The following is a 17,911-nucleotide window of genomic DNA, read 5'->3' on the forward strand; positions in this document are numbered from 1 at the left end:
GGCCGGTAATGAATTAAGGTAAGGCTAACCTAACTTCTATCGAGGCCGACATCGGCGGCCCACGAAAGGACGGGACGGAACCGTGCGACCCTTGCGCACCCGACTGGCGGGAGCACTGCTGTCCGTGCTCGCCCTCACCCTGACCGCGGCCGGATGCCAAGGCTCCTCCCGGGCCGCCTCCGACACCGCGTCCCGCGCCGCGACGGAACCGGCGGCGGAGAGGTCCGTCACCAACCGGGTCGAGCCACTCTCCCCGTCGCCCGAGCCCCGTCTCCCGGTGACCGTCCGGTCCGCCGACGGCACGCGCGTCACGGTCGAGGACGCCGAGCGGGTCGTCCCGCTCTCCGGCAGCCTCAGCGAGATCGTCTTCACGCTCGGGCTCGGCGACCGCGTCGTGGCCCGGGACGTCACCGCCACCTTCGAACAGGCGGCGGGGCTGCCCCTGGTGACCCGGGGTCACGACGTCTCCGCCGAGAGCGTGCTGTCGCTCAGGCCCGACCTGGTGCTCGCGGAGACCACCACGGGACCCGCGGAGGCGGTGGACCAGCTCCGCGCCGCCGGGGTCCCGGTGCTCTTCGTCGAGGCGGCGAAGGGCCTGGCCGACGTGGGCCCGCGCATCCGGGCGGTCGCCGACGCCCTCGGCGTACCGGCGGCCGGGAGGGAACTGACCCGGCGCTCGGAGCAGCGGATCGAGGCCGTGCGCGAGGAGGTCCCGCACGGCGAGGAGCCGCGGGTCGCCTTCCTGTACCTGCGCGGCTCGGCCTCCGTCTACCTCATCGGCGGCGGGGAGTCGGGCGCCGGTTCGCTGATCGAGGCCGCCGGGGCGGTGGACGCGGGGGCCGCCTCCGGCCTCACCAAGGACTTCACCGCCCTCACCTCCGAGGCCCTGGCCGCGGCGGCGCCCGACGCGATCCTCGTGATGAGCAAGGGACTCGAGTCCGTCGGCGGGGTCGACGGGCTGGTGAAGATCCCCGGCGTCGCCCAGACCCCGGCCGGGATGGACCGCCGGATCGTGTCCGTGGAGGACGGCGTGCTGCTCACCTACGGCCCGCGCACCGACCAGGTCCTCGGATCGGTCGTCGCCCAGCTCTACGGCGAGGACGGCGCCCGGTGACCGCGCTGGACGACAGGCCGGGGGTGTCCGCCGCCCCGGCCCCGCCCCGCACCCGGCGCACCACCGCCCGGCTGCTGACCGCGGCCCTGGCCGCCGGCCTCCTGGTCCTGGTCCCGGTCGCGGCCGGCACCGGCGCCTATCCGGTCCCGGTGGGCGACGTGATCGGCTCACTGCTGCACCGGACGGGACTCGGCGGCGCGGAACTGGACCGGGTGGCCGAGTCGGTGCTGTGGAACGTGCGCTTCCCGAGGATCGTGCTCGCGCTGCTCGTCGGCGCCTCCCTCGGGTGCGCGGGCGCGCTGATGCAGGGCGTGTTCGGCAACCCGCTCGCCGAACCGGGCGTCATCGGCGTCTCCTCGGGCGCGGCGGTCGGCGCGGTCGCCGCCATCGCGTTCGGCCTGAACGTCCTCGGCACCTGGACGGTGTCCGTCCTCGCCTTCGCCTCCGGGCTCGTCACGGTCCTGGTGGTGTACGCGATGTCCCGCTCGGGCGGCCGTACGGAGGTCGTCACGCTGATCCTGACGGGCATCGCGGTGAACGCCTTCGCGGGGGCGCTGATCGGGCTGTTCCTGTTCTTCGCGGACACGGCGGCGGTCAACCAGATCACCTTCTGGCAGCTCGGCTCGCTCGCCCAGGCGACCTGGCCGAAGGTGCTGGCGGTCCTGCCGTGCGCGGCCCTGGGCCTCGGGCTCGCCCCGCTGTACGCCCGCCGGCTCGACCTCCTCGCCCTGGGTGAGCGTCCGGCCCGGCACCTGGGCGTGGACGTGGAGCGGCTGCGGATCGTGCTGGTGCTGGTGATCGCGCTGCTGACCGCGGCGGCGGTGAGCGTGGCCGGGGTCATCGGCTTCGTGGGGCTCGTCGTCCCGCATCTGCTGCGGATGGCGGCGGGACCGGCGCACCGCTTCCTGATCCCCGGCAGCGCGCTGCTCGGCGCGCTGGTGCTGCTCGCCGCCGACCTGGCCGCCCGCACGGTCGCGGAGCCGGCCGAACTGCCGCTCGGGGTGCTGACGGCGCTGCTGGGCAGTCCGTTCTTCTTCTGGCTGCTGCGCCGCACCCGGCGCAGGCAGGGAGGCTGGGCATGAGGGGCCTGAAGCTGTCGCGGTTCGCGCCGTCGTCCCGGCCGGTGCCGCCGCCCCCGGCCGCGCCGGGCGAGGTCCTCGCCGAGGCCGAGGGGGTGGGCGTACACCTCGGCGGGCGGCCGGTCCTGGACGGCGTGGACGTACGGGTCCGCGCGGGCGAGCTGCTGGCCCTGGTCGGCCCCAACGGGGCAGGCAAGTCCACCCTGTTGGGCGCGCTGGCGGCCGACGTCCCGGTCGCCGGGGGCGTCGTCCGGGTCCACGGCCGCCCGGCGCCCCGGTGGTCGGCGGCCGAACTGGCGCTGCGCCGGGCGGTGTTGCCCCAGGCGGCGTCGCTGTCCTTCCCCTTCGCGGTGGAGGAGGTGGTCCGGATGGGCCGGGCGCCCTGGGCGGGCGGCGACCGGGAGGGCGAGGACGAGGCGGCGGTGGCCGAGGCGATGGCGCGCACCGGGGTGACCGGGTTCGCCGGGCGCCCGTTCTCCGCGCTCAGCGGCGGCGAGCGGGCCCGCGTCGCGCTCGCCCGCGTCCTCGCGCAGCGCGCTCCCCTCCTGCTGCTGGACGAGCCGACCGCGGCCCTGGACCTGCGGCACCAGGAGCTCGTGCTGCGGCTGTGCCGGGAGCGGGCGCGGGCCGGGGACGCGGTGGTCGTCGTCCTGCACGACCTCGCGCTGGCGGCGGCGTACGCAGACCGGGTGGCGGTGCTGCGCGCGGGCCGGATCGCGGCGGACGGCCCTCCGGCGGAGGTGTTCGCCGAGGAACTGCTGTCCGAGGTCTACGAGCAGCCGGTGGAGGTGTTCCCGCACCCGCGCACCGGGGCGCTCCTCGTCGTTCCGCGCCGGACACCCTGACGCCGGCCGCCGCCCGGCGGTGCGCCTTTGACGCACCTTTGACCTTCCCATGAGCACTTCATTGAGCCACCGTGACCGGCCCGTGCTCATACACCGTCCATGAGATTCGGATCACCGCGAGGGCGGGTTTTGCTTAGGAAATCCTTAGGTATGTTAGGCCAGCCTCACCTTCCCTGTGAGGCCCGTCACGCGCACTTTTCGGCCACCTCTTTGGAGCCCCGCATGCGAGCCGCCAGACTCACCGCCGTCACCGCCGTCGCCACCGCCGCGGCCCTGACCGCCGTCACGGGCTGCACGGAGAAGAGCGGCGCGGCGGACGGCGAGCACGTCGTCACGGTGACGGCGACGGACGACGCGTGCGAGGTGTCGACGTCGGAGTTCCCGGCCGGGCACGTCGAACTCGCCGTCGAGAACAAGGGCTCCAAGGTCACCGAGGTCTACCTCCTCTTCCCCGACGACCGGGTGGTCACCGAGCGGGAGAACATCGGCCCCGGCACCAAGCAGCGGGTCACCGCCGAGGTGAAGGCCGGCGAGTACCGGATCGTGTGCAAGCCCGGGATGAAGGGCAAGGGCATCCGCCAGGACGTGAAGGCCACCGGCGGCAAGGCCGCCGCGCGCGACCCGCGCCTGGACGAGGCCGTGGCCGCCTACCGCCAGTACGTGCAGCAGCAGGCCGACGAGACCCTGCCGAAGGCCGAGGCGTTCGCGAAGGCCGTCGAGGCCGGGGACCTGGAGGCCGCGAAGAAGGCGTACGCGCCCTCCCGCATCGGCTGGGAGCGCACCGAGCCGGTCGCGGAGTCCTTCGGCGACATCGACCCGAAGGTCGACGTCCGCGAGGACGGCCTGGAGGACGGCCAGGACCCGGCGACCGACTGGACCGGCTGGCACCGCCTGGAGAAGGCGCTGTGGCAGGACGGGAAGATCGGCGACCGGGAGAAGGAGCTGGCCGCCACCCTGGTCACCGACCTGAAGGACTGGCAGAACCGGGTCGGCAAGGCCGACATCACGCCCACCTCCATGGCCAACGGTGCCAAGGAACTCCTCGACGAGGTCGCCACCGGCAAGGTCACCGGCGAGGAGGAGCGCTACTCGCACACCGACCTGGTCGACTTCAAGGCCAACGTGGAGGGCGCGCGGACGTCGTACGAGCTGCTGAAGCCGGTCGCCAAGGAGAACGACGCGGCGCTGACGGCGGAGCTGGACCGCCAGTTCGGGGCGCTGGACAAGCTGCTCGACCAGTACCGCCCGAGCACCTCCTCCTACGAGTTCACCTCCTACGACAAGGTCGGCAAGGCGGACCGCAAGGAGCTGTCGGACGCGGTCAACGCCCTCGCGGAGCCGCTGTCCAAGCTCGCCGCCGCGGTCGTCGCCAAGGAGCGGGGAGACCGGCGATGAACGACACCGACTCCCCCGCACCCGCACCCGCCCCGTCCCGGCGGGCGCTGATCGGCTGGGGCGGCGCGGGCCTCGCGCTCGGCGCCGCCGCGGCGGCCGGCGGTGCGGTGGCGATGGACCGTACCGGCGGCGACGCGGCCCCGGCCGGTGGCGGCGCGGGCTCGGCCGTCCCCTTCCACGGGGCGCACCAGGCGGGCATCGCCACGCCGGTGCAGGACCGGCTGCACTTCGCCGCGTTCGACGTGACGACCGAGGACCGGGCGGCGTTCGTCGCGCTGCTCAAGGAGTGGACGGCGGCGGCCCGCGCGATGACCGCCGGTCACGCGGTGGGCGAGGGTGCCTACGGCGGACTGCCCGAGGCCCCGCCGGACGACACCGGCGAGGCACTGGGCCTCAGGCCGTCCCGGCTGACCCTCACCCTCGGCTTCGGTCCGTCCCTGTTCGAGAAGTTCGGCCTCGCCGGCCGGCGCCCCGAGGCCCTGGCCGACCTGCCGAAGTTCCCCGGGGACAACCTCGACCGGGCCCGCAGCGGCGGCGACCTGTGCGTCCAGGCCTGCGCCGACGACCCCCAGGTCGCCGTGCACGCGATCCGCAACCTGGCCCGCATCGGCTTCGGCAAGGTCGTCGTGCGCTGGTCGCAGCTCGGCTTCGGCAAGACCTCGTCCACCACGCCCGACGAGCAGACGCCGCGCAACCTGCTCGGCTTCAAGGACGGCACCCGCAACATCGCGGGCACGGACGAGGCCCGGCTGGAGAAGTTCGTCTGGGCCGCGGCCCAGGACGGGGCGGAGTGGATGGCGGGCGGCTCCTACCTGGTCGCCCGGCGCATCCGCATGCACATCGAGACCTGGGACCGGGCCTCGCTGCAGGAGCAGGAGGACGTGTTCGGCCGCGACAAGGGCGAGGGCGCCCCGGTCGGCAGGGCCAAGGAGCGCGACGAGCCGTTCCTGAAGGCGATGAAGCCCGACGCGCACGTCCGGCTCGCCCACCCCGACTCCAACGGCGGGGCGACCCTGCTGCGCCGCGGCTACTCCTTCACCGACGGCACGGACGGCCTGGGCCGCCTGGACGCCGGTCTGTTCTTCCTCGCCTACCAGCGCGACGTGCGCACGGGCTTCATCCCCGTGCAGCGCAATCTGGCGAAGGACGCGCTCAACGAGTACATCCAGCACGTGGGTTCGGCGGTCTTCGCCGTGCCGCCCGGCGTCCGCGACGCGGACGACTGGTGGGGCAGCACGCTGTTCGGCAAGGAGGCGTAACGGTGTTCTCCAACTACCTGATCGGACTGCGCGAGGGTCTGGAAGCCTCGCTCGTGGTCTGCATCCTGATCGCCTACCTGGTCAAGACCGGCCGGCGGGACGCCCTGAAGCCCATCTGGGCCGGCATCGGCGTCGCGATCGCCATCGCGCTCGGCTTCGGCTGCGCGCTGGAGTTCGGCTCGCAGGAGCTGACGTTCAAGGCCCAGGAGGCGCTGGGCGGTTCGCTGTCCGTCCTCGCCGTGGTCCTGGTGACGTGGATGGTCTTCTGGATGCGGCGCACCGCCCGGCACCTGAAGTCGGAGCTGCACGGCAGGCTGGACGCCGCCCTCGCGATGGGCACCGGCGCGCTGGTGGCCACCGCGTTCCTGGCGGTGGGCCGGGAGGGCCTGGAGACGGCGCTGTTCGTGTGGGCGTCGGTGCACGCGGCGAGCGACGGCACCCCGCGCCCGCTGATCGGCGTGGCCCTGGGCCTGGCGACGGCGGTGCTGCTCGGCTGGCTGTTCTACCGGGGTGCCCTGCGCATCAACCTGGCCCGGTTCTTCACCTGGACCGGCGGCATGCTGGTCGTCGTGGCGGCGGGCGTCCTGGCCTACGGCGTGCACGACCTCCAGGAGGCCGACCTGGTGCCGGGCCTGACGAACCTGGCCTTCGACATCAGCAACACGGTCGACCCCTCCAGCTGGTACGGCACCCTGCTCAAGGGCGTGTTCAACTTCCAGCCCGATCCGACCGTCCTCCAGGTCACGGTGTGGCTGCTGTACCTGGTCCCGACACTCGCGCTCTTCCTCGCCCCGGTAGGGTTCGCCTCCGGGAAGGGGAAGGTGAAGGAACCTGATGAGCCAGGACCGCGGCCCTCGGAGGCCCCGCAGGCTTGAGAAGTGCGCGCTCATATCCGCCTCGGCGACCGCTTTGTCGTTGGCGGCGAGCGGGTGCGTGGTGGTGCACGGCGAGCGCGAGGTGCTCCCCTCGGCCACCCGGGCCGAGGCCGCGAAGGCACTGGAGCAGTTCACCACCGCGTACAACAAGGCCGACAAGGCGTACGACGCCGGCCTGGACGCCGAGCACACGACGGGCGCCCTCGCCGCGATCGACTCGGCGCGGCTGGAGGCGGGGGCGGCCAACCACCCGGACGGCAACCCCTCGCACACGCCGCTGGAGCTGACCGACGCCAGGTTCACCATCCCCAAGAAGGCGGGCTGGCCGCGCTGGTTCCTCGCGGACACCAAGGCCAACAAGAGCGGTAACGCGCGCTGGCTGCTGGTGTTCACCCGCAACGGCCTGGAGGAGACCTGGGAGGCGGCGTACCTGACGCTGGTCGCGCCCGGCAAAATGCCCGAGTTCAAGACCGACGCCGACGGCTGGGCGGAGGCCGTGCCCGCGAACGCGGCCGACGTGAGCGTCCCGCCGACCCGACTGAGCAAGGGCTACGCGACGTACCTGCAGAAGGGCGGCACGTCCTTCGCGGACGGGACGCACACCAGCTCCTGGCGCGCGCAGCGCGAGAAGCGCTCCTCCCGCCCCGGCCTGGCCACGCAGTACATCGACGAGCCGCTGACGAACGGCGACTACGCGCCGCTGGCGCTGCGGACGAAGGACGGCGGGGCGCTGGTCTTCTTCACCACCCGGCACTTCGAGAAGCAGACCGCCGCGCGGGGCGCCTCCGTGCCGACGCCGAACAAGGACGTGCTGGCGCTGACGGACGGCGAGATCAAGCAGTCGCTGACGATGGAGTTCGTCTCCAACGAGGTGGCGCTCGATCCGGCGGACGGACCGGTGTCGGTCCTGGGCCGCGTGCAGGGCCTGACCTCGGCGAAGGGTGAATAGCCCGCGCCCTCAGCGACGCAGGGGCCAGGCGGCGCCCGCGTGGTCGCTCTCCTCGCCGGCGTGCCGGGCGCAGGCGTCGGTGAGGGTCTCCAGCAGGGTCAGCGGGTCCGGCAGCGGATGCTCGGGACCGCGCACCCAGTGCACGGTCCGGCTCTCGCCGGGCAGCCGGGCCGGCGGCACCAGCACGTAGGAACCGCGGCAGTGCCAGCGCAGTCCGGGGTGCTCGTCCATGGTCTCGGGGTGGCAGTCCAGCTCGCAGGGCCACCACTCGTCCTCGTCCTCGGGGGTGCCGCGGGTGAGGGTGAACAGGAGCATGCGTCCGTCGTCGCTCTCGGCGACCGGCCCGACCTCGACACCGGCGGCGAGCAGCCGCTCGAGCGCCTCGCGACCGGCCTGGAGCGGCACGTCCAGGACGTCGTGCACCATGCCGGTCGCGGTGATGAAGTTGGCCTCGGGCTGGTGCCGGGCCCAGCGCTCGATCTGGGCGCGGTCGGTGGTGGACTGCGTCTGCCAGGCGAAGGACACCGGGTGGCGGGCCGGGGTGGGACAGCCCACGCGGTCGCAGGAGCAACGGTATCCGGAGGGGTGCGCGGCGGGTGCCAGGGGCAGTCCCGCACCGGCGGCGGCGAGCAGCAGATCCTCCCGGCCACCGTCTCCGGCGGCCTCCTTGGGGCGGCGTCCGCGCAGCCACGAGGAGAGTTTGCCCTGACGACCGCTCCGACCGCCGAACTCCGCGCTCATCTATCCCCTTGCCCTCGCCGTCGTTCGCTCCAGCATGCCCTATCGTCGCACCATTCGGCGCTTCGGGGTCGCGAAGGGACAAACTTCCCTGGTCAGCCCTGTCCGGTCACCGGGGGGCGAGCCCGTGCAGCGCGTAGTCGACGAGGGTGTCGGTGTAGGCGTGGGAGAAGGGCCCGGTGTGCTGGAGCCAGCGCTGGGCCAGCGGGGAGACGAAGAGTTCCAGGGCGATCCGCGGGTCGATGTCCGGCCGCACCTGGCCGGCCTCCTGGGCGGCGCGCAGGCGGTCGACGTAGAGCTGGAGCGAGGGTTCCAGGAGCTTGGCGACGAACTCCCGGCCGAGCTGCTCGTTGACGACGCCCTCCGCGGCCAGGGCGCGGGAGGGAGTCTCGAACCGCGGGTCGCGCAGCTCGTCGACGGTGGCGCGCAGGACCGCCTTGAGGTCGGCGGCGAGGTCGCCGGTGTCCGGAATCGCGTACGCCTCCTGCCCGGCGGCCTGCTCGCCCAGGTCGAGGAAGGCCTCCAGCAGGACGTCGGCCTTCGAGGACCACCAGCGGTAGATCGTCTGCTTGCCGACGCCGGCGCGGGCGGCGATGCCCTCGATGGTGGTCTTGGGGTAGCCGACCTCGCCGACCAGGGCGAGGGCGGCGTCGTAGATGGCCTGGCGGGACCGCTGGCTGCGCCGGGTGGCGTCGGGATGCGGCCGCTCGGCGGCGGGGGCAGGGGGACGGGTGGACTTCTGTGTGGCCATGGTCCGAAGTTACCAGGTTGACAAGACGCACCGTCTCGCCCAGAGTTTCACCACGAGACGAACCGTCTCGTACCATCCAGCTCACTCCAAGGAGAACCCCCATGACCCGAGGTGGAACCGGAAACATGCTGGGCGTCGGCGGCACGCGCCGGAATCTCGGCCGTGACGCCCTGCGCGGCGGCGACCCGGCCGGCCGCGTGGGCGGCGGCACGTCCCCGCAGGCCCAGAAGCGGGAACTGCTGCGCAGACTGCGGGAACGGCGGCAAAACCCCAAGAGCTGACCAGCCGGCCGCTCAGCGGCGTGGCACCCGCGCGTTCTCCAGATAGTGCAGAACGGCAGCCACCCGCCGGTCGACCTGGTCGGCCGGGGACAGGTCGAGCTTGGCGAAGATGCTGCGGATGTGCTTGTGGACCGCGCCGTCGGTGACGACGAGCCGAGCGGCGATGGCGCTGTTGCCCAGCCCCTCGGCCATCAGGGCCAGCACCTCCCGCTCCCGCGGACTGAGCCGCTCCAGCCGGGTGTCCTGGCGGGTGCGGGTGAACAGCTGGGCCACGACCTCGGGGTCGATGGCGGTACCGCCGCCCGCGACCCGGCCGAGCGCGTCCATGAACTCCTCGACCCGGCCGACCCGCTCCTTGAGCAGGTAGCCGAGCCCGCCGACGCCACCGGTCAGCAGGTCGGTGGCGAAGGACTGCTCCACGTAGGCGGACAGCACCAGAACGGCGAGCCCGGGGCGCCGCCGCCGCGCCTCGACGGCCGCCCGGACCCCTTCGTCGGTGTGGGTGGGCGGCATGCGCACGTCCAGGATGGCGACGTCGGGCTCGTGCGCGTCGATGGCGGCGAGCACCGCATCCGCGGTGTCCGCGGTGGCCACCACGTCCAGTCCCTCGGCCCTCAGCAGCAGGGCGAGCCCCTCGCGCAGCAGCGGATCGTCCTCGGCGATCACGATCCGCAGGGCGCGGTGCACGGCACGTTCCACGGGGTCACGTTTCCTCACCCGGCCAGGGGTCGCCCCAGGCCGCGTCGCGGGCCGCCTTGTACAGGTCTCCGTGGCGCTTGGTGACCGTCCGGCGGCGGAGCTCTTCGTCGGGCTCGCACAGGTCGAGCAGGACCTGGCCCTTGCGGATCTGCGGACGCCGGATCACGCGGGAGGGCGCCGGGGCGACCGGGAGCCGGGTGGCGGCGACGTAGCTGAACTTCTCGTCCTCGTAGGCGAGGGAACCGCTCTTGACCTGCCGGTGCAGGCTGGACCGGCTGACGCGCGCGGCGAAGTGGCACCAGTCCGTGCCGGGCACGATGGGGCAGGCGGCGCTGTGCGGGCAGGGCGCGGCGACCCGGAATCCGGCGGCGATCAGCCGGTCGCGGGCCTCGATGACACGGGCGTAGCCGGCGGGGGTGCCGGCCTCGACGATCACGACGGTCCGCGCGGCGCCGGCGGCGGCGTCCACGAGGGCGGTGCGGTCGGCGACGGTCAGCTCGTTGAGCACGTAGGACACGGTGACGAGGTCGGCACTCTCCAGGGTGAGCGCCGTGCCGATCCGGGCGCGCTGCCAGCGGGCGTCGCGCAGGGCGGGCAGCGAGGCGGCGATCTCCCGGCCGAGAGCGAGCGCGGGTTCGGCCCAGTCGAGCACGGTCACCGGGCGCGTGCCGTCCCAGGTGTCGCTGACGGCCCAGGTCGCGGCACCGGTGCCGCCGCCGAGGTCCAGGTGGCTGCCGGGCACCCAATCCGGCACGGCCGCGGCGAACTCGGCCAGTGCGGAGCGCACGGCGGCGAAGGTGGCGGGCATGCGGTACGCGGCGTAGGCGACGACGTCCGCGCGGTCACGGAGGATGGGGGCGTCGGTCGGGGTGTCCCCGCGGTAGTTGGCGATCAGCCGCTCCACGGCCTGCGCGGCCTGGCGGGGCGGGAGCCCGTCGACGAAGTCGGCGAGGGTGGTGCGGAGGGTGTCGGCGGGGTGGGTCACGCGGGCGATTCTACGAGGCACGCCGTGGGGTGGCGGGCGGGGTACGTGGCCCGGCGTCGACCGGTGCGCGGGGTGTGTGCGGGCGCGGGGTCGGGTCGCAAGCCCGGCGCAGCGGGGTGCCGCTGGGCCCACCCGTGCCGCCTGGGGGTACCTCCCAGGCCGTTCAGGCACTGGGGGAGGCACGACTGCCCGCAGCTGGGGGGCGTGGCGACTGCCCGCAGCTGGGGGGGCGACGGCCGGCGGCCGCGTACGGCGAGAAGGGGTCGTGTCGGGGGGTGTCCGCCCGCAGCGGTTGGCGCGTCAACGCCGGAGAGATCTGTGGCCGACCGATTCCGCGCCGTTCCGAGGACGGACACCCCCCGGCGCGGCCCCGACCCACAACGCACCCCACCGCGCTACGCGCACCCCCACCCACCCCGCACAGGCGCCGCAGGCAAACGCACCCGGAGATCAGGCCCGCACCGCCCGTGCCACCCCCGTGCACAGCGCCGCCCGGGGCCCGTTGGACGGGGCCCGGCGGCGTGGGTGGACCGTGTTGGCAAGGAGGATCACGAAGGTCTCCGTCACCCGGTCGAGGACCAGCATCGTGCCGGTGAACCCGGTGTGCCCGGCCGTCCCGCGCCCCGCCAGCTCGCCCATGAACCACGGCTGGTCGAGGAGGAACCCGAGCCCCGGCTCGGTGAAGAGCAGCTCCACGAAGTCCGGCCCCAGGATCCGCGCCGGCCCGTGGGAGCCCCCCGCGAGCAGCGCCCGGCTGAACACCGCGAGGTCCCGCCCCGTCGAGAACAGCCCCGCGTGACCGGCCACCCCGCCCAGCGCCCACGCGTTCTCGTCGTGGACGACCCCGCGCAGCATCCCCCGGTCCGCCTTGGCCCACGGCCGACGCTGGTCCTCGGTGGCCGCCGCGCCGGGGCACGGCCCGAAGCCCGTCGCCGTCATGCCCAGCGGCCGGGTGATCCCGTCCCGGACGAGGACGTCGAGCCCCCGGCCGGTGATGCGTTCCAGCACGTGCTGCAGGAGCAGCATGTTCAGGTCGGAGTAGCAGTACGTGCCCGGCACCCCCACCGGCGGCTCCGCCCGCAGCCGCCGCAGCCGTTCCTCGTCGTCGGCGCAGTCGTACAGCGGCAGTTCGGGCCGCAGCCCCGAGGTGTGGGTGAGCAACTGCCGTACGGTGACGCGGTGCCGGGCCGCGGCCCGGAAGTCCGGCAGGTAGGCGCCGACCTCCGCGTCGATGCCGAGCGTGCCCCGCTCGATCTGCTGCACGGCGGCGACCGCGGTGAACAGCTTCGTCAGGGAGGCCAGGTCGAAGGGCGTGTCGACGGTCGCCCGCACCCACGAGCCCGGCGGCAGTTCGACACCCGCGTCGGTCCCCGGGTCGTAGGCGCCGTAGCGCACGGCCCACCCCGCCGCCTCCTCGACGGCGAGCACGGGACCGCGTCCGACGGCCACGACGGCGCCCGCGGCCCAGGGGCGTTCGCCGGCCGTGAGGTCGTGCACCCGGTCGACGGCACGGCGGAGCCCGTCGGGGTCGAGCCCGGCCCGCTCCGGGGTGTCGGCGCGCAGTCTCGGAGCGCTCAGTTGTCCGCTCCCTTGCCCGTGGCCGAACTCGCTCCCTGCCCCCGGCACATGGTCACGAGGACGCCGAGCGCCACCACCGCCGCCACCAGCTGGACCACGGCCATGGGCACCGCGGTGTCCTCGCCCGCGATCCCGACCAGCGGGGAGGCGACGGCGCCGATGAGGAAGGACGACGTGCCGAGCAGCGCGGAGGCGGAGCCGGCGGACTGCTTGACCCGCATCAGGGCGAGCGCCTGGGTGTTGGGCAGGCTGAGGCCCATCGCGGACATCAGCACGAACAGCGCGGCGGCGACCGGCCCCAGCCCGACCTCGCCGAAGACGCCCAGGGACATCAGGAGCAGCACCGTCGCGGCGGCGATCACGACGAGGAGCCCGAGCCCGAGCACCCGGTCCAGCCTGACCCGTCCGACCAGGATCTTGCCGTTGATCTGCCCGACCACGACGAGCCCGACGGAGTTGAGCCCGAACAGCAGGCTGAACGTCTGCGCGGAGGCCCCGTAGATCTCCTGCATGACGAACGGCGAGGCCGCGACGTAGGCGAACAGCGAGGCGAAGGCGAACCCGCCGGCGAGCATGTACCCGCTGAAGGCGCGGTCGGCGAGCAGCCCGCGCATCGCGCGCAGGGTGTCGCCGACGCCGCCCGCGTGCCGTTCCTCGACGGGCAGCGTCTCCGGCAGCTTGGCCCAGACGACCGCCCCCAGCACCACGCCGACCACGACGAGGACGACGAACACGCCCCGCCAGTCCGTCACCCGCAGGATCTGCCCGCCGATGAGCGGCGCGACGACCGGAGCGACGCCGGAGATCAGCATGAGGGTGGAGAAGAAGCGGGCCATGGCCACGCCGTCGTACAGGTCGCGTACGACGGCACGGGCGATGACGATCCCGGCGGCACCGGCGAGTCCCTGCACCAGCCGGAAGGCTACGAGGAGTTCCACGTTCGGCGCGACGGCGCACAGGGCGGTGGCGACGACGTAGACGGCGAGTCCGGTCAGCAGCGGACGGCGGCGCCCCCACTTGTCGCTCATGGGACCGACCACGATCTGCCCGAGGGCCATGCCGGCCAGACAGGCGGTGAGCGTGAGCTGGACGGTGGCGGCGGGCGCGCTCAGGGACCGGGTGACCTCCGGGAGCGCGGGGAGGTACATGTCCATCGCCAGCGGCGGCGTGGCGGTGAGGCTGCCGAGGATGAGCGTGACGAGCAGACTGATCCGTCGGGCGGCGGGCAGTGTGGGCGCTGTCCGCGCGGAAGAAGACGTTCGCGGCTCGGGCACCGCGGGTGTGGTGGTCGTGTCCGGCGACTGGTGCGGTATGGACGGCCCGCGCTCGGGCATGTGATGTGCCCCTCCCTCTTCTACAGATCCGCCACCTATGCTCTCAGCTCGTACGCACTTGAACGAACAGACTCGAACGCCACACGACGAACAACACACGACGCACGGCGAACGACGCACGACGAACAACAATCACACGACGAACAACGAACGAACCTGAGCGAGGGTGGGGCAGGGTGTCAGCGGTGACCGGGCAGAAGGTGCGCTGGGGAATTCTCGCGACCGGCGGGATGGCGGCGCGGTTCACGGCGGATCTGGTCGATCTGCCGGACGCGGAGGTCGTGGCGGTGGCCTCGCGGACCGAGGCGTCGGCGAAGGCGTTCGCCGAGCGGTTCGGGATACCGCGGGCGTACGGCGGCTGGGAGACGCTGGCGCGGGACGAGGACGTCGACGTGGTGTACGTCGCGACCCCGCACTCGGCGCACCGCACGGCGGCCGGCCTGTGCCTGGAGGCGGGCCGGAACGTGCTGTGCGAGAAGCCGTTCACGCTGAACGCGCGCGAGGCGGCCGAACTGGTCGCGCTGGCCCGCGAGAAGGACGTCTTCCTCATGGAAGCGATGTGGATGTACTGCAACCCACTGGTGCGGCGCCTGAAGAAGCTGGTGGAGGACGGCGCGATCGGCGAGGTCCGCAGTCTCCAGGCGGACTTCGGCCTCGCGGGCCCCTTCCCGCCCGCGCACCGGCTGCGGGACCCCGCACAGGGCGGCGGCGCGCTGCTCGACCTGGGCGTGTACCCGGTGTCGTTCGCGCAGTTGCTGCTCGGCGAGCCGTCGGACGTGGCGGCGCGCGCGGTGCTCTCGGAGGAGGGCGTCGACCTGCAGACGGGCGCGCTGCTCTCCTACGACAGCGGCGCCCTCGCCTCGGTCCACTGCTCGATCACCGGCGGCACGCCCCACTCGGCGTCGGTCACCGGCTCCGAGGGCCGCATCGACGTCCCGAACGGCTTCTTCTTCCCGGACCGCTTCGTGCTGCACCGGGACGGCCGGGACCCGCAGGAGTTCCGTGCCGACCCGGCCGACGGCCCCCGCGAGAGCCTGCGGCACGAGGCCGAGGAGGTGATGCGGGCCCTGCGCGCCGGGGAGACCGAGTCGCCGTTGGTCCCCCTCGACGGCACGCTCGCCGTGATGCGGACGCTCGACGCGATCCGGGACCGCGTCGGCGTCCGCTACCCGGGAGAACGGGACGCACGAGGAGAACGGGGCGAACGGGGAGAGGCGGCGGAGCCGGTCGTCACGCCGGCTTGAGTCCCGGCTCCCCCGCCTCGGTCACGAAGGACCCGGCGGTGGTGAGCGGGGCGCCCTCGCCGGTCACGTGGGACACCGTCTTGAAGTCGGCGCGCGCGGACCGGCGGTCCAGCGAGACGGTCGCGTAGCCGCGCAGCCCGTTGAAGAACTTCAGGTGCGGGTTGGCGGTCATGAGGGTGTTCCAGTTGGACGGCTTCTCGGAGCCGTTGCCGCCGCTGGTGATCGACGTGGTGACGATCTCGGTGCCCAGGGTCCGGGAGTCCGGGTCGTCGAAGTCGCGCTTGATGTCGAAGCCGTAGGAGACGTGCACGTCGCCGGTGAGGACCATGAGGTTCTCGATCCCGGCGGCCTGCGCGCCGGCCAGGACCCGCTCGCGGGAGGCCGGGTAGCCGTCCCAGGAGTCCATGGAGACCTTCGACGGTGTGCTGGTGGAGTTGTACCGCCGGGAGAAGGTGACCTGCTGCGGCACCACGTTCCACAGGGCGTCCGACCGGTGCCAGCCGTTGATCAGCCAGCGTTCCTGGGCGTCGCCGGTGAGGGTGCGCTTCGGGTCCTCGGACTCGGGGCCGGGGAACTGCCAGCCGTCGCCGTACGCCTGGTTGGAGCGGTACTGGCGGGTGTCGAGGACGTCGAACTGGGCCAGCCTCCCCCAGTGCAGGCGGCGGTAGAGCTTCAGGTCGGGGCCGTCGGGCAGCTGGGGCCGGCGCAGCGGCATGTTCTCCCAGTAGGCGCGGTAGGCGGCGGCCCGGCGGATGAGGAACTCCTCCGGCGGGACGTCGTTCTCCGGGGTCTCGCCGGCGTAGTTGTTCTCGGTCTCGTGGTCGTCCCAGGTGACGACGAACGGGTGCGCGGCGTGCGCGGCCCGCAGGTCGGGGTCGGACTTGTAGAGGGCGTACCGCAGGCGGTAGTCCTCCAGCGTCACCGTCTCGTGGTTGAAGTGGGCGGGCAGGGTGCCCGCCGGGTAGGCGCGGGAGCCGCCGGTGGCGTTCACGGCGTACTCGTAGAGGTAGTCGCCGAGGTGGAGGACGAAGTCCACGTCCTCGCGGGCCAGGTGCCGGTACGCGGTGTAGTACCCCTGGTCGTACCGCTGGCAGGAGACGAGGCCGAAGGTGAGGTCGGCGGCCCGGCCGGCGCGGGCGGGCGCGGTGCGGGTGCGTCCGGCCGGGCTGACGTACCGGCCGGCGCGGAAGCGGTAGTGGTAGACGTGTCCGGGTGCGAGGTGACCGACCTCGACGTGCACGGTGTGCTGGAACTCGGGGTGGGCGGTGGCCCGGCCTCGTCTGACGACGCGGCGGAACCGTTCGTCCAGGGCCACCTCCCAGTCCACCTCCACGCGCTGGGCGGGCAGTCCGCCGTCGGCCTGGTACGGGAGCGGGGCCAGGCGCGTCCACAGCAGTACGGAGTCGGGCTGGGGGTCGCCCGAGGCGACGCCGAGCGTGAAGGGGTCGGCGGTCAGCCGCGCGGCGTCCAGCTCGGCGGCGCTCGCGGTCCCGGCGGACGGCAGGTTCACGGAGAAGGCGAGAGCGGCGGCGGCGCCGGTGACGGTCAGGAAGCGGCGGCGGCCCAGGTTCCGGGCGGCGGCGCGGAGTTCGGGCGCGTGCACGGCCCGGGTCGGGTCCTGGTGGTTCGCGGGTGTCATCCGTTCCTCCCCTTGCGGTGGTTGCAAGGGGCATTCGAAGCGGCCGGGACGACCCCGGCTTGGCGCGGACATGGCGATCGCATGTCGGACGGATGAGTTCCGCATGTTCGGCGGCCCGTACGCTGCCGACCCATGAACACCGTGAGAACCACCGACGAGGAAAGCACCGGCGCGCGGAAGGTCGCCGTCGTCACGGGCGCCGGATCCGGCATCGGCCGGGCGGTCGCCGTCGAACTGCTCACCGCCGGCTGGTCGGTGGCCCTGGCCGGCCGCCGCCCCGAGCCGCTGGCGCAGACGGCCGCGGCGGCCCGGGCGGGCGGGGGCACACCGCTCACCGTGCGCGCCGACGTCTCACGCCCGGAGGACGTGGCGGCCCTCTTCGGCGCCGTGCGCGACCGGTTCGGGCGGCTGGACCTGCTGTTCAACAACGCCGGGACGTTCGGCCCCGGCGGCGTGCCGGTCGAGGAACTGCCCTACGAGGCCTGGCGGCACGTCGTGGACACCAACCTCAACGGGGCGTTCCTGTGCGCGCAGGCGGCGTACCGGCAGATGAAGGAGCAGGACCCGCAGGGCGGCCGGATCATCAACAACGGCTCGATCTCGGCGCACACCCCGCGCCCGCACTCGGTGGCGTACACCGCGACCAAGCACGCGCTGACGGGCCTGACCAAGTCGCTGTCGCTGGACGGGCGTCCCTACGGCATCGCGGTCGGCCAGATCGACATCGGCAACGCGGCGACCGACATGACGGCCGGCATGCAGACCGGCGCGCTCCAGGCCAACGGGGAGACGGCACCCGAGCCCGTGATGGACGTCGCCGACGTCGCGCGTACGGTGCGGCACATGGCCGAACTGCCCCTGGAGGCCAACGTGCAGTTCGCGACGGTCCTGGCGACGGCGATGCCGTACGTGGGCCGGGGCTGAACGCGCACCCCCCGGACGCCCATCGATTCACACAATCGGAATTTCAACATCCGCGGTATTGCGGCCGGTGGAGGACGTATGCTCAAATCTCCTTCACCAGAACTTCACACTTGGTGCGTTGGTCTCCCACAACGCTCCACGAGGGCCACATCGAGGGGGGGGAGCGGCAGCCGTTCCACCGCACCGGTCGCACCGGCGGGCGGAACGGCTGCCGCACCGTTT

The 17,911-nt window shown here is 73.3% G+C and carries 17 protein-coding genes; 10 read left to right on the plus strand and 7 right to left on the minus strand.

The window, feature by feature from the left end:
• Positions 1-82 precede the first annotated feature (82 nt).
• From Sdi02f_RS22210 to Sdi02f_RS22240, 7 genes are all read left to right on the plus strand, one after another.
• Positions 83-1,114: a heme/hemin ABC transporter substrate-binding protein gene (locus Sdi02f_RS22210; protein WP_108933893.1), complete on the plus strand. Its 1,032-nt coding sequence runs from the start codon at positions 83-85 to the stop codon at positions 1,112-1,114.
• A gap of 23 nt (positions 1,115-1,137) precedes the next feature.
• The gene (locus tag Sdi02f_RS22215; protein WP_234328478.1) at positions 1,138-2,196 is read left to right on the plus strand and encodes a FecCD family ABC transporter permease; all 1,059 of its coding nucleotides are present in this window, start codon (positions 1,138-1,140) and stop codon (positions 2,194-2,196) included.
• Complete coding sequence (locus Sdi02f_RS22220; protein ID WP_030403993.1) at positions 2,193-3,038, plus strand: heme ABC transporter ATP-binding protein; 846 nt, start codon at positions 2,193-2,195, stop codon at positions 3,036-3,038. Before Sdi02f_RS22215 ends, Sdi02f_RS22220 begins: the two co-directional genes overlap by 4 nt.
• Before the next feature lie 222 nt (positions 3,039-3,260).
• Positions 3,261-4,433 (plus strand): iron uptake system protein EfeO, encoded by a 1,173-nt coding sequence (gene efeO, locus Sdi02f_RS22225; RefSeq protein ID WP_108933894.1) that lies wholly within the window; start codon positions 3,261-3,263, stop codon positions 4,431-4,433.
• A complete protein-coding gene (gene efeB, locus Sdi02f_RS22230; protein WP_108933895.1) occupies positions 4,430-5,692 on the plus strand; it encodes an iron uptake transporter deferrochelatase/peroxidase subunit in 1,263 nt (420 codons plus the stop codon). Before efeO ends, efeB begins: the two co-directional genes overlap by 4 nt.
• Positions 5,693-5,694: 2 nt before the next feature.
• Positions 5,695-6,567: an iron uptake transporter permease EfeU gene (efeU, locus tag Sdi02f_RS22235; RefSeq protein WP_031088000.1), complete on the plus strand. Its 873-nt coding sequence runs from the start codon at positions 5,695-5,697 to the stop codon at positions 6,565-6,567.
• The gene (locus tag Sdi02f_RS22240; protein WP_167458233.1) at positions 6,527-7,516 is read left to right on the plus strand and encodes an SCO2278 family lipoprotein; all 990 of its coding nucleotides are present in this window, start codon (positions 6,527-6,529) and stop codon (positions 7,514-7,516) included. Before efeU ends, Sdi02f_RS22240 begins: the two co-directional genes overlap by 41 nt.
• Positions 7,517-7,525: 9 nt before the next feature.
• Here Sdi02f_RS22240 and Sdi02f_RS22245 read toward each other — a convergent pair whose 3' ends face one another.
• The gene (locus tag Sdi02f_RS22245) at positions 7,526-8,257 is read right to left on the minus strand and encodes a bifunctional DNA primase/polymerase (protein ID WP_108933896.1); all 732 of its coding nucleotides are present in this window, start codon (positions 8,255-8,257) and stop codon (positions 7,526-7,528) included.
• A 106-nt stretch (positions 8,258-8,363) separates the two neighbouring features.
• Complete coding sequence (locus Sdi02f_RS22250) at positions 8,364-9,005, minus strand: TetR/AcrR family transcriptional regulator (RefSeq protein WP_030403999.1); 642 nt, start codon at positions 9,003-9,005, stop codon at positions 8,364-8,366.
• Positions 9,006-9,130: 125 nt separating this feature from the next.
• Between Sdi02f_RS22250 and Sdi02f_RS35680 the strand changes: the two genes are divergently transcribed.
• Positions 9,131-9,286 (plus strand): DUF6243 family protein, encoded by a 156-nt coding sequence (locus Sdi02f_RS35680; RefSeq protein ID WP_234319923.1) that lies wholly within the window; start codon positions 9,131-9,133, stop codon positions 9,284-9,286.
• A 12-nt stretch (positions 9,287-9,298) separates the two neighbouring features.
• On the opposite strand, the gene Sdi02f_RS22255 is transcribed toward Sdi02f_RS35680, so the two are convergent.
• The 4 genes from Sdi02f_RS22255 to Sdi02f_RS22280 form a co-directional block, all read right to left on the minus strand.
• Positions 9,299-9,961, minus strand: a complete 663-nt coding sequence (locus Sdi02f_RS22255) for a response regulator transcription factor (protein WP_030404000.1) — start codon at positions 9,959-9,961, stop codon at positions 9,299-9,301.
• Positions 9,962-9,989: 28 nt separating this feature from the next.
• Entirely contained in the window at positions 9,990-10,970 is a 981-nt protein-coding gene (locus tag Sdi02f_RS22260) for a small ribosomal subunit Rsm22 family protein (RefSeq protein ID WP_053665958.1), read from the minus strand.
• Positions 10,971-11,420: 450 nt separating this feature from the next.
• Positions 11,421-12,596 (minus strand): serine hydrolase domain-containing protein, encoded by a 1,176-nt coding sequence (locus tag Sdi02f_RS22275; RefSeq protein ID WP_174843382.1) that lies wholly within the window; start codon positions 12,594-12,596, stop codon positions 11,421-11,423.
• Positions 12,545-13,882 (minus strand): multidrug effflux MFS transporter, encoded by a 1,338-nt coding sequence (locus Sdi02f_RS22280; protein WP_030405252.1) that lies wholly within the window; start codon positions 13,880-13,882, stop codon positions 12,545-12,547. The genes Sdi02f_RS22275 and Sdi02f_RS22280 overlap by 52 nt, the downstream gene beginning before the upstream one ends.
• 185 nt (positions 13,883-14,067) lie before the next feature.
• On the opposite strand from Sdi02f_RS22280, the gene Sdi02f_RS22285 reads away from it, so the two are divergent.
• On the plus strand, positions 14,068-15,126 hold the full coding sequence (locus tag Sdi02f_RS22285; protein ID WP_167458234.1) for a Gfo/Idh/MocA family protein: 1,059 nt from the start codon (positions 14,068-14,070) through the stop codon (positions 15,124-15,126).
• Here Sdi02f_RS22285 and Sdi02f_RS22290 read toward each other — a convergent pair.
• The gene (locus Sdi02f_RS22290; RefSeq protein ID WP_108933898.1) at positions 15,113-16,765 is read right to left on the minus strand and encodes an alkaline phosphatase D family protein; all 1,653 of its coding nucleotides are present in this window, start codon (positions 16,763-16,765) and stop codon (positions 15,113-15,115) included. The genes Sdi02f_RS22285 and Sdi02f_RS22290 overlap by 14 nt on opposite strands.
• Before the next feature lie 132 nt (positions 16,766-16,897).
• On the opposite strand from Sdi02f_RS22290, the gene Sdi02f_RS22295 reads away from it, so the two are divergent.
• Positions 16,898-17,689, plus strand: a complete 792-nt coding sequence (locus tag Sdi02f_RS22295) for an SDR family oxidoreductase (RefSeq protein ID WP_108933899.1) — start codon at positions 16,898-16,900, stop codon at positions 17,687-17,689.
• Positions 17,690-17,911: the final 222 nt, after the last annotated feature.

Origin of the sequence: Streptomyces ardesiacus (genome assembly GCF_003112575.1) — a bacterium.
Taxonomy (GTDB): Bacteria; Actinomycetota; Actinomycetes; order Streptomycetales; family Streptomycetaceae; genus Streptomyces; species Streptomyces ardesiacus.

Excerpts from the sequence above, each read along its gene's own strand:
- efeB (WP_108933895.1), top strand. The coding sequence starts at position 4,430 with ATGAACGACACCGACTCCCCCGCACCCGCACCCGCCCCGTCCCGGCGG.
- Sdi02f_RS22250 (WP_030403999.1), bottom strand. The coding sequence starts at position 9,005 with ATGGCCACACAGAAGTCCACCCGTCCCCCTGCCCCCGCCGCCGAGCGG.
- Sdi02f_RS22220 (WP_030403993.1), top strand. The coding sequence starts at position 2,193 with ATGAGGGGCCTGAAGCTGTCGCGGTTCGCGCCGTCGTCCCGGCCGGTG.
- Sdi02f_RS22295 (WP_108933899.1), top strand. The coding sequence starts at position 16,898 with ATGAACACCGTGAGAACCACCGACGAGGAAAGCACCGGCGCGCGGAAG.
- Sdi02f_RS22240 (WP_167458233.1), top strand. The coding sequence starts at position 6,527 with ATGAGCCAGGACCGCGGCCCTCGGAGGCCCCGCAGGCTTGAGAAGTGC.
- Sdi02f_RS22290 (WP_108933898.1), bottom strand. The coding sequence starts at position 16,765 with ATGACACCCGCGAACCACCAGGACCCGACCCGGGCCGTGCACGCGCCC.
- Sdi02f_RS22245 (WP_108933896.1), bottom strand. The coding sequence starts at position 8,257 with ATGAGCGCGGAGTTCGGCGGTCGGAGCGGTCGTCAGGGCAAACTCTCC.
- Sdi02f_RS22280 (WP_030405252.1), bottom strand. The coding sequence starts at position 13,882 with ATGCCCGAGCGCGGGCCGTCCATACCGCACCAGTCGCCGGACACGACC.
- efeO (WP_108933894.1), top strand. The coding sequence starts at position 3,261 with ATGCGAGCCGCCAGACTCACCGCCGTCACCGCCGTCGCCACCGCCGCG.
- Sdi02f_RS35680 (WP_234319923.1), top strand. The coding sequence starts at position 9,131 with ATGCTGGGCGTCGGCGGCACGCGCCGGAATCTCGGCCGTGACGCCCTG.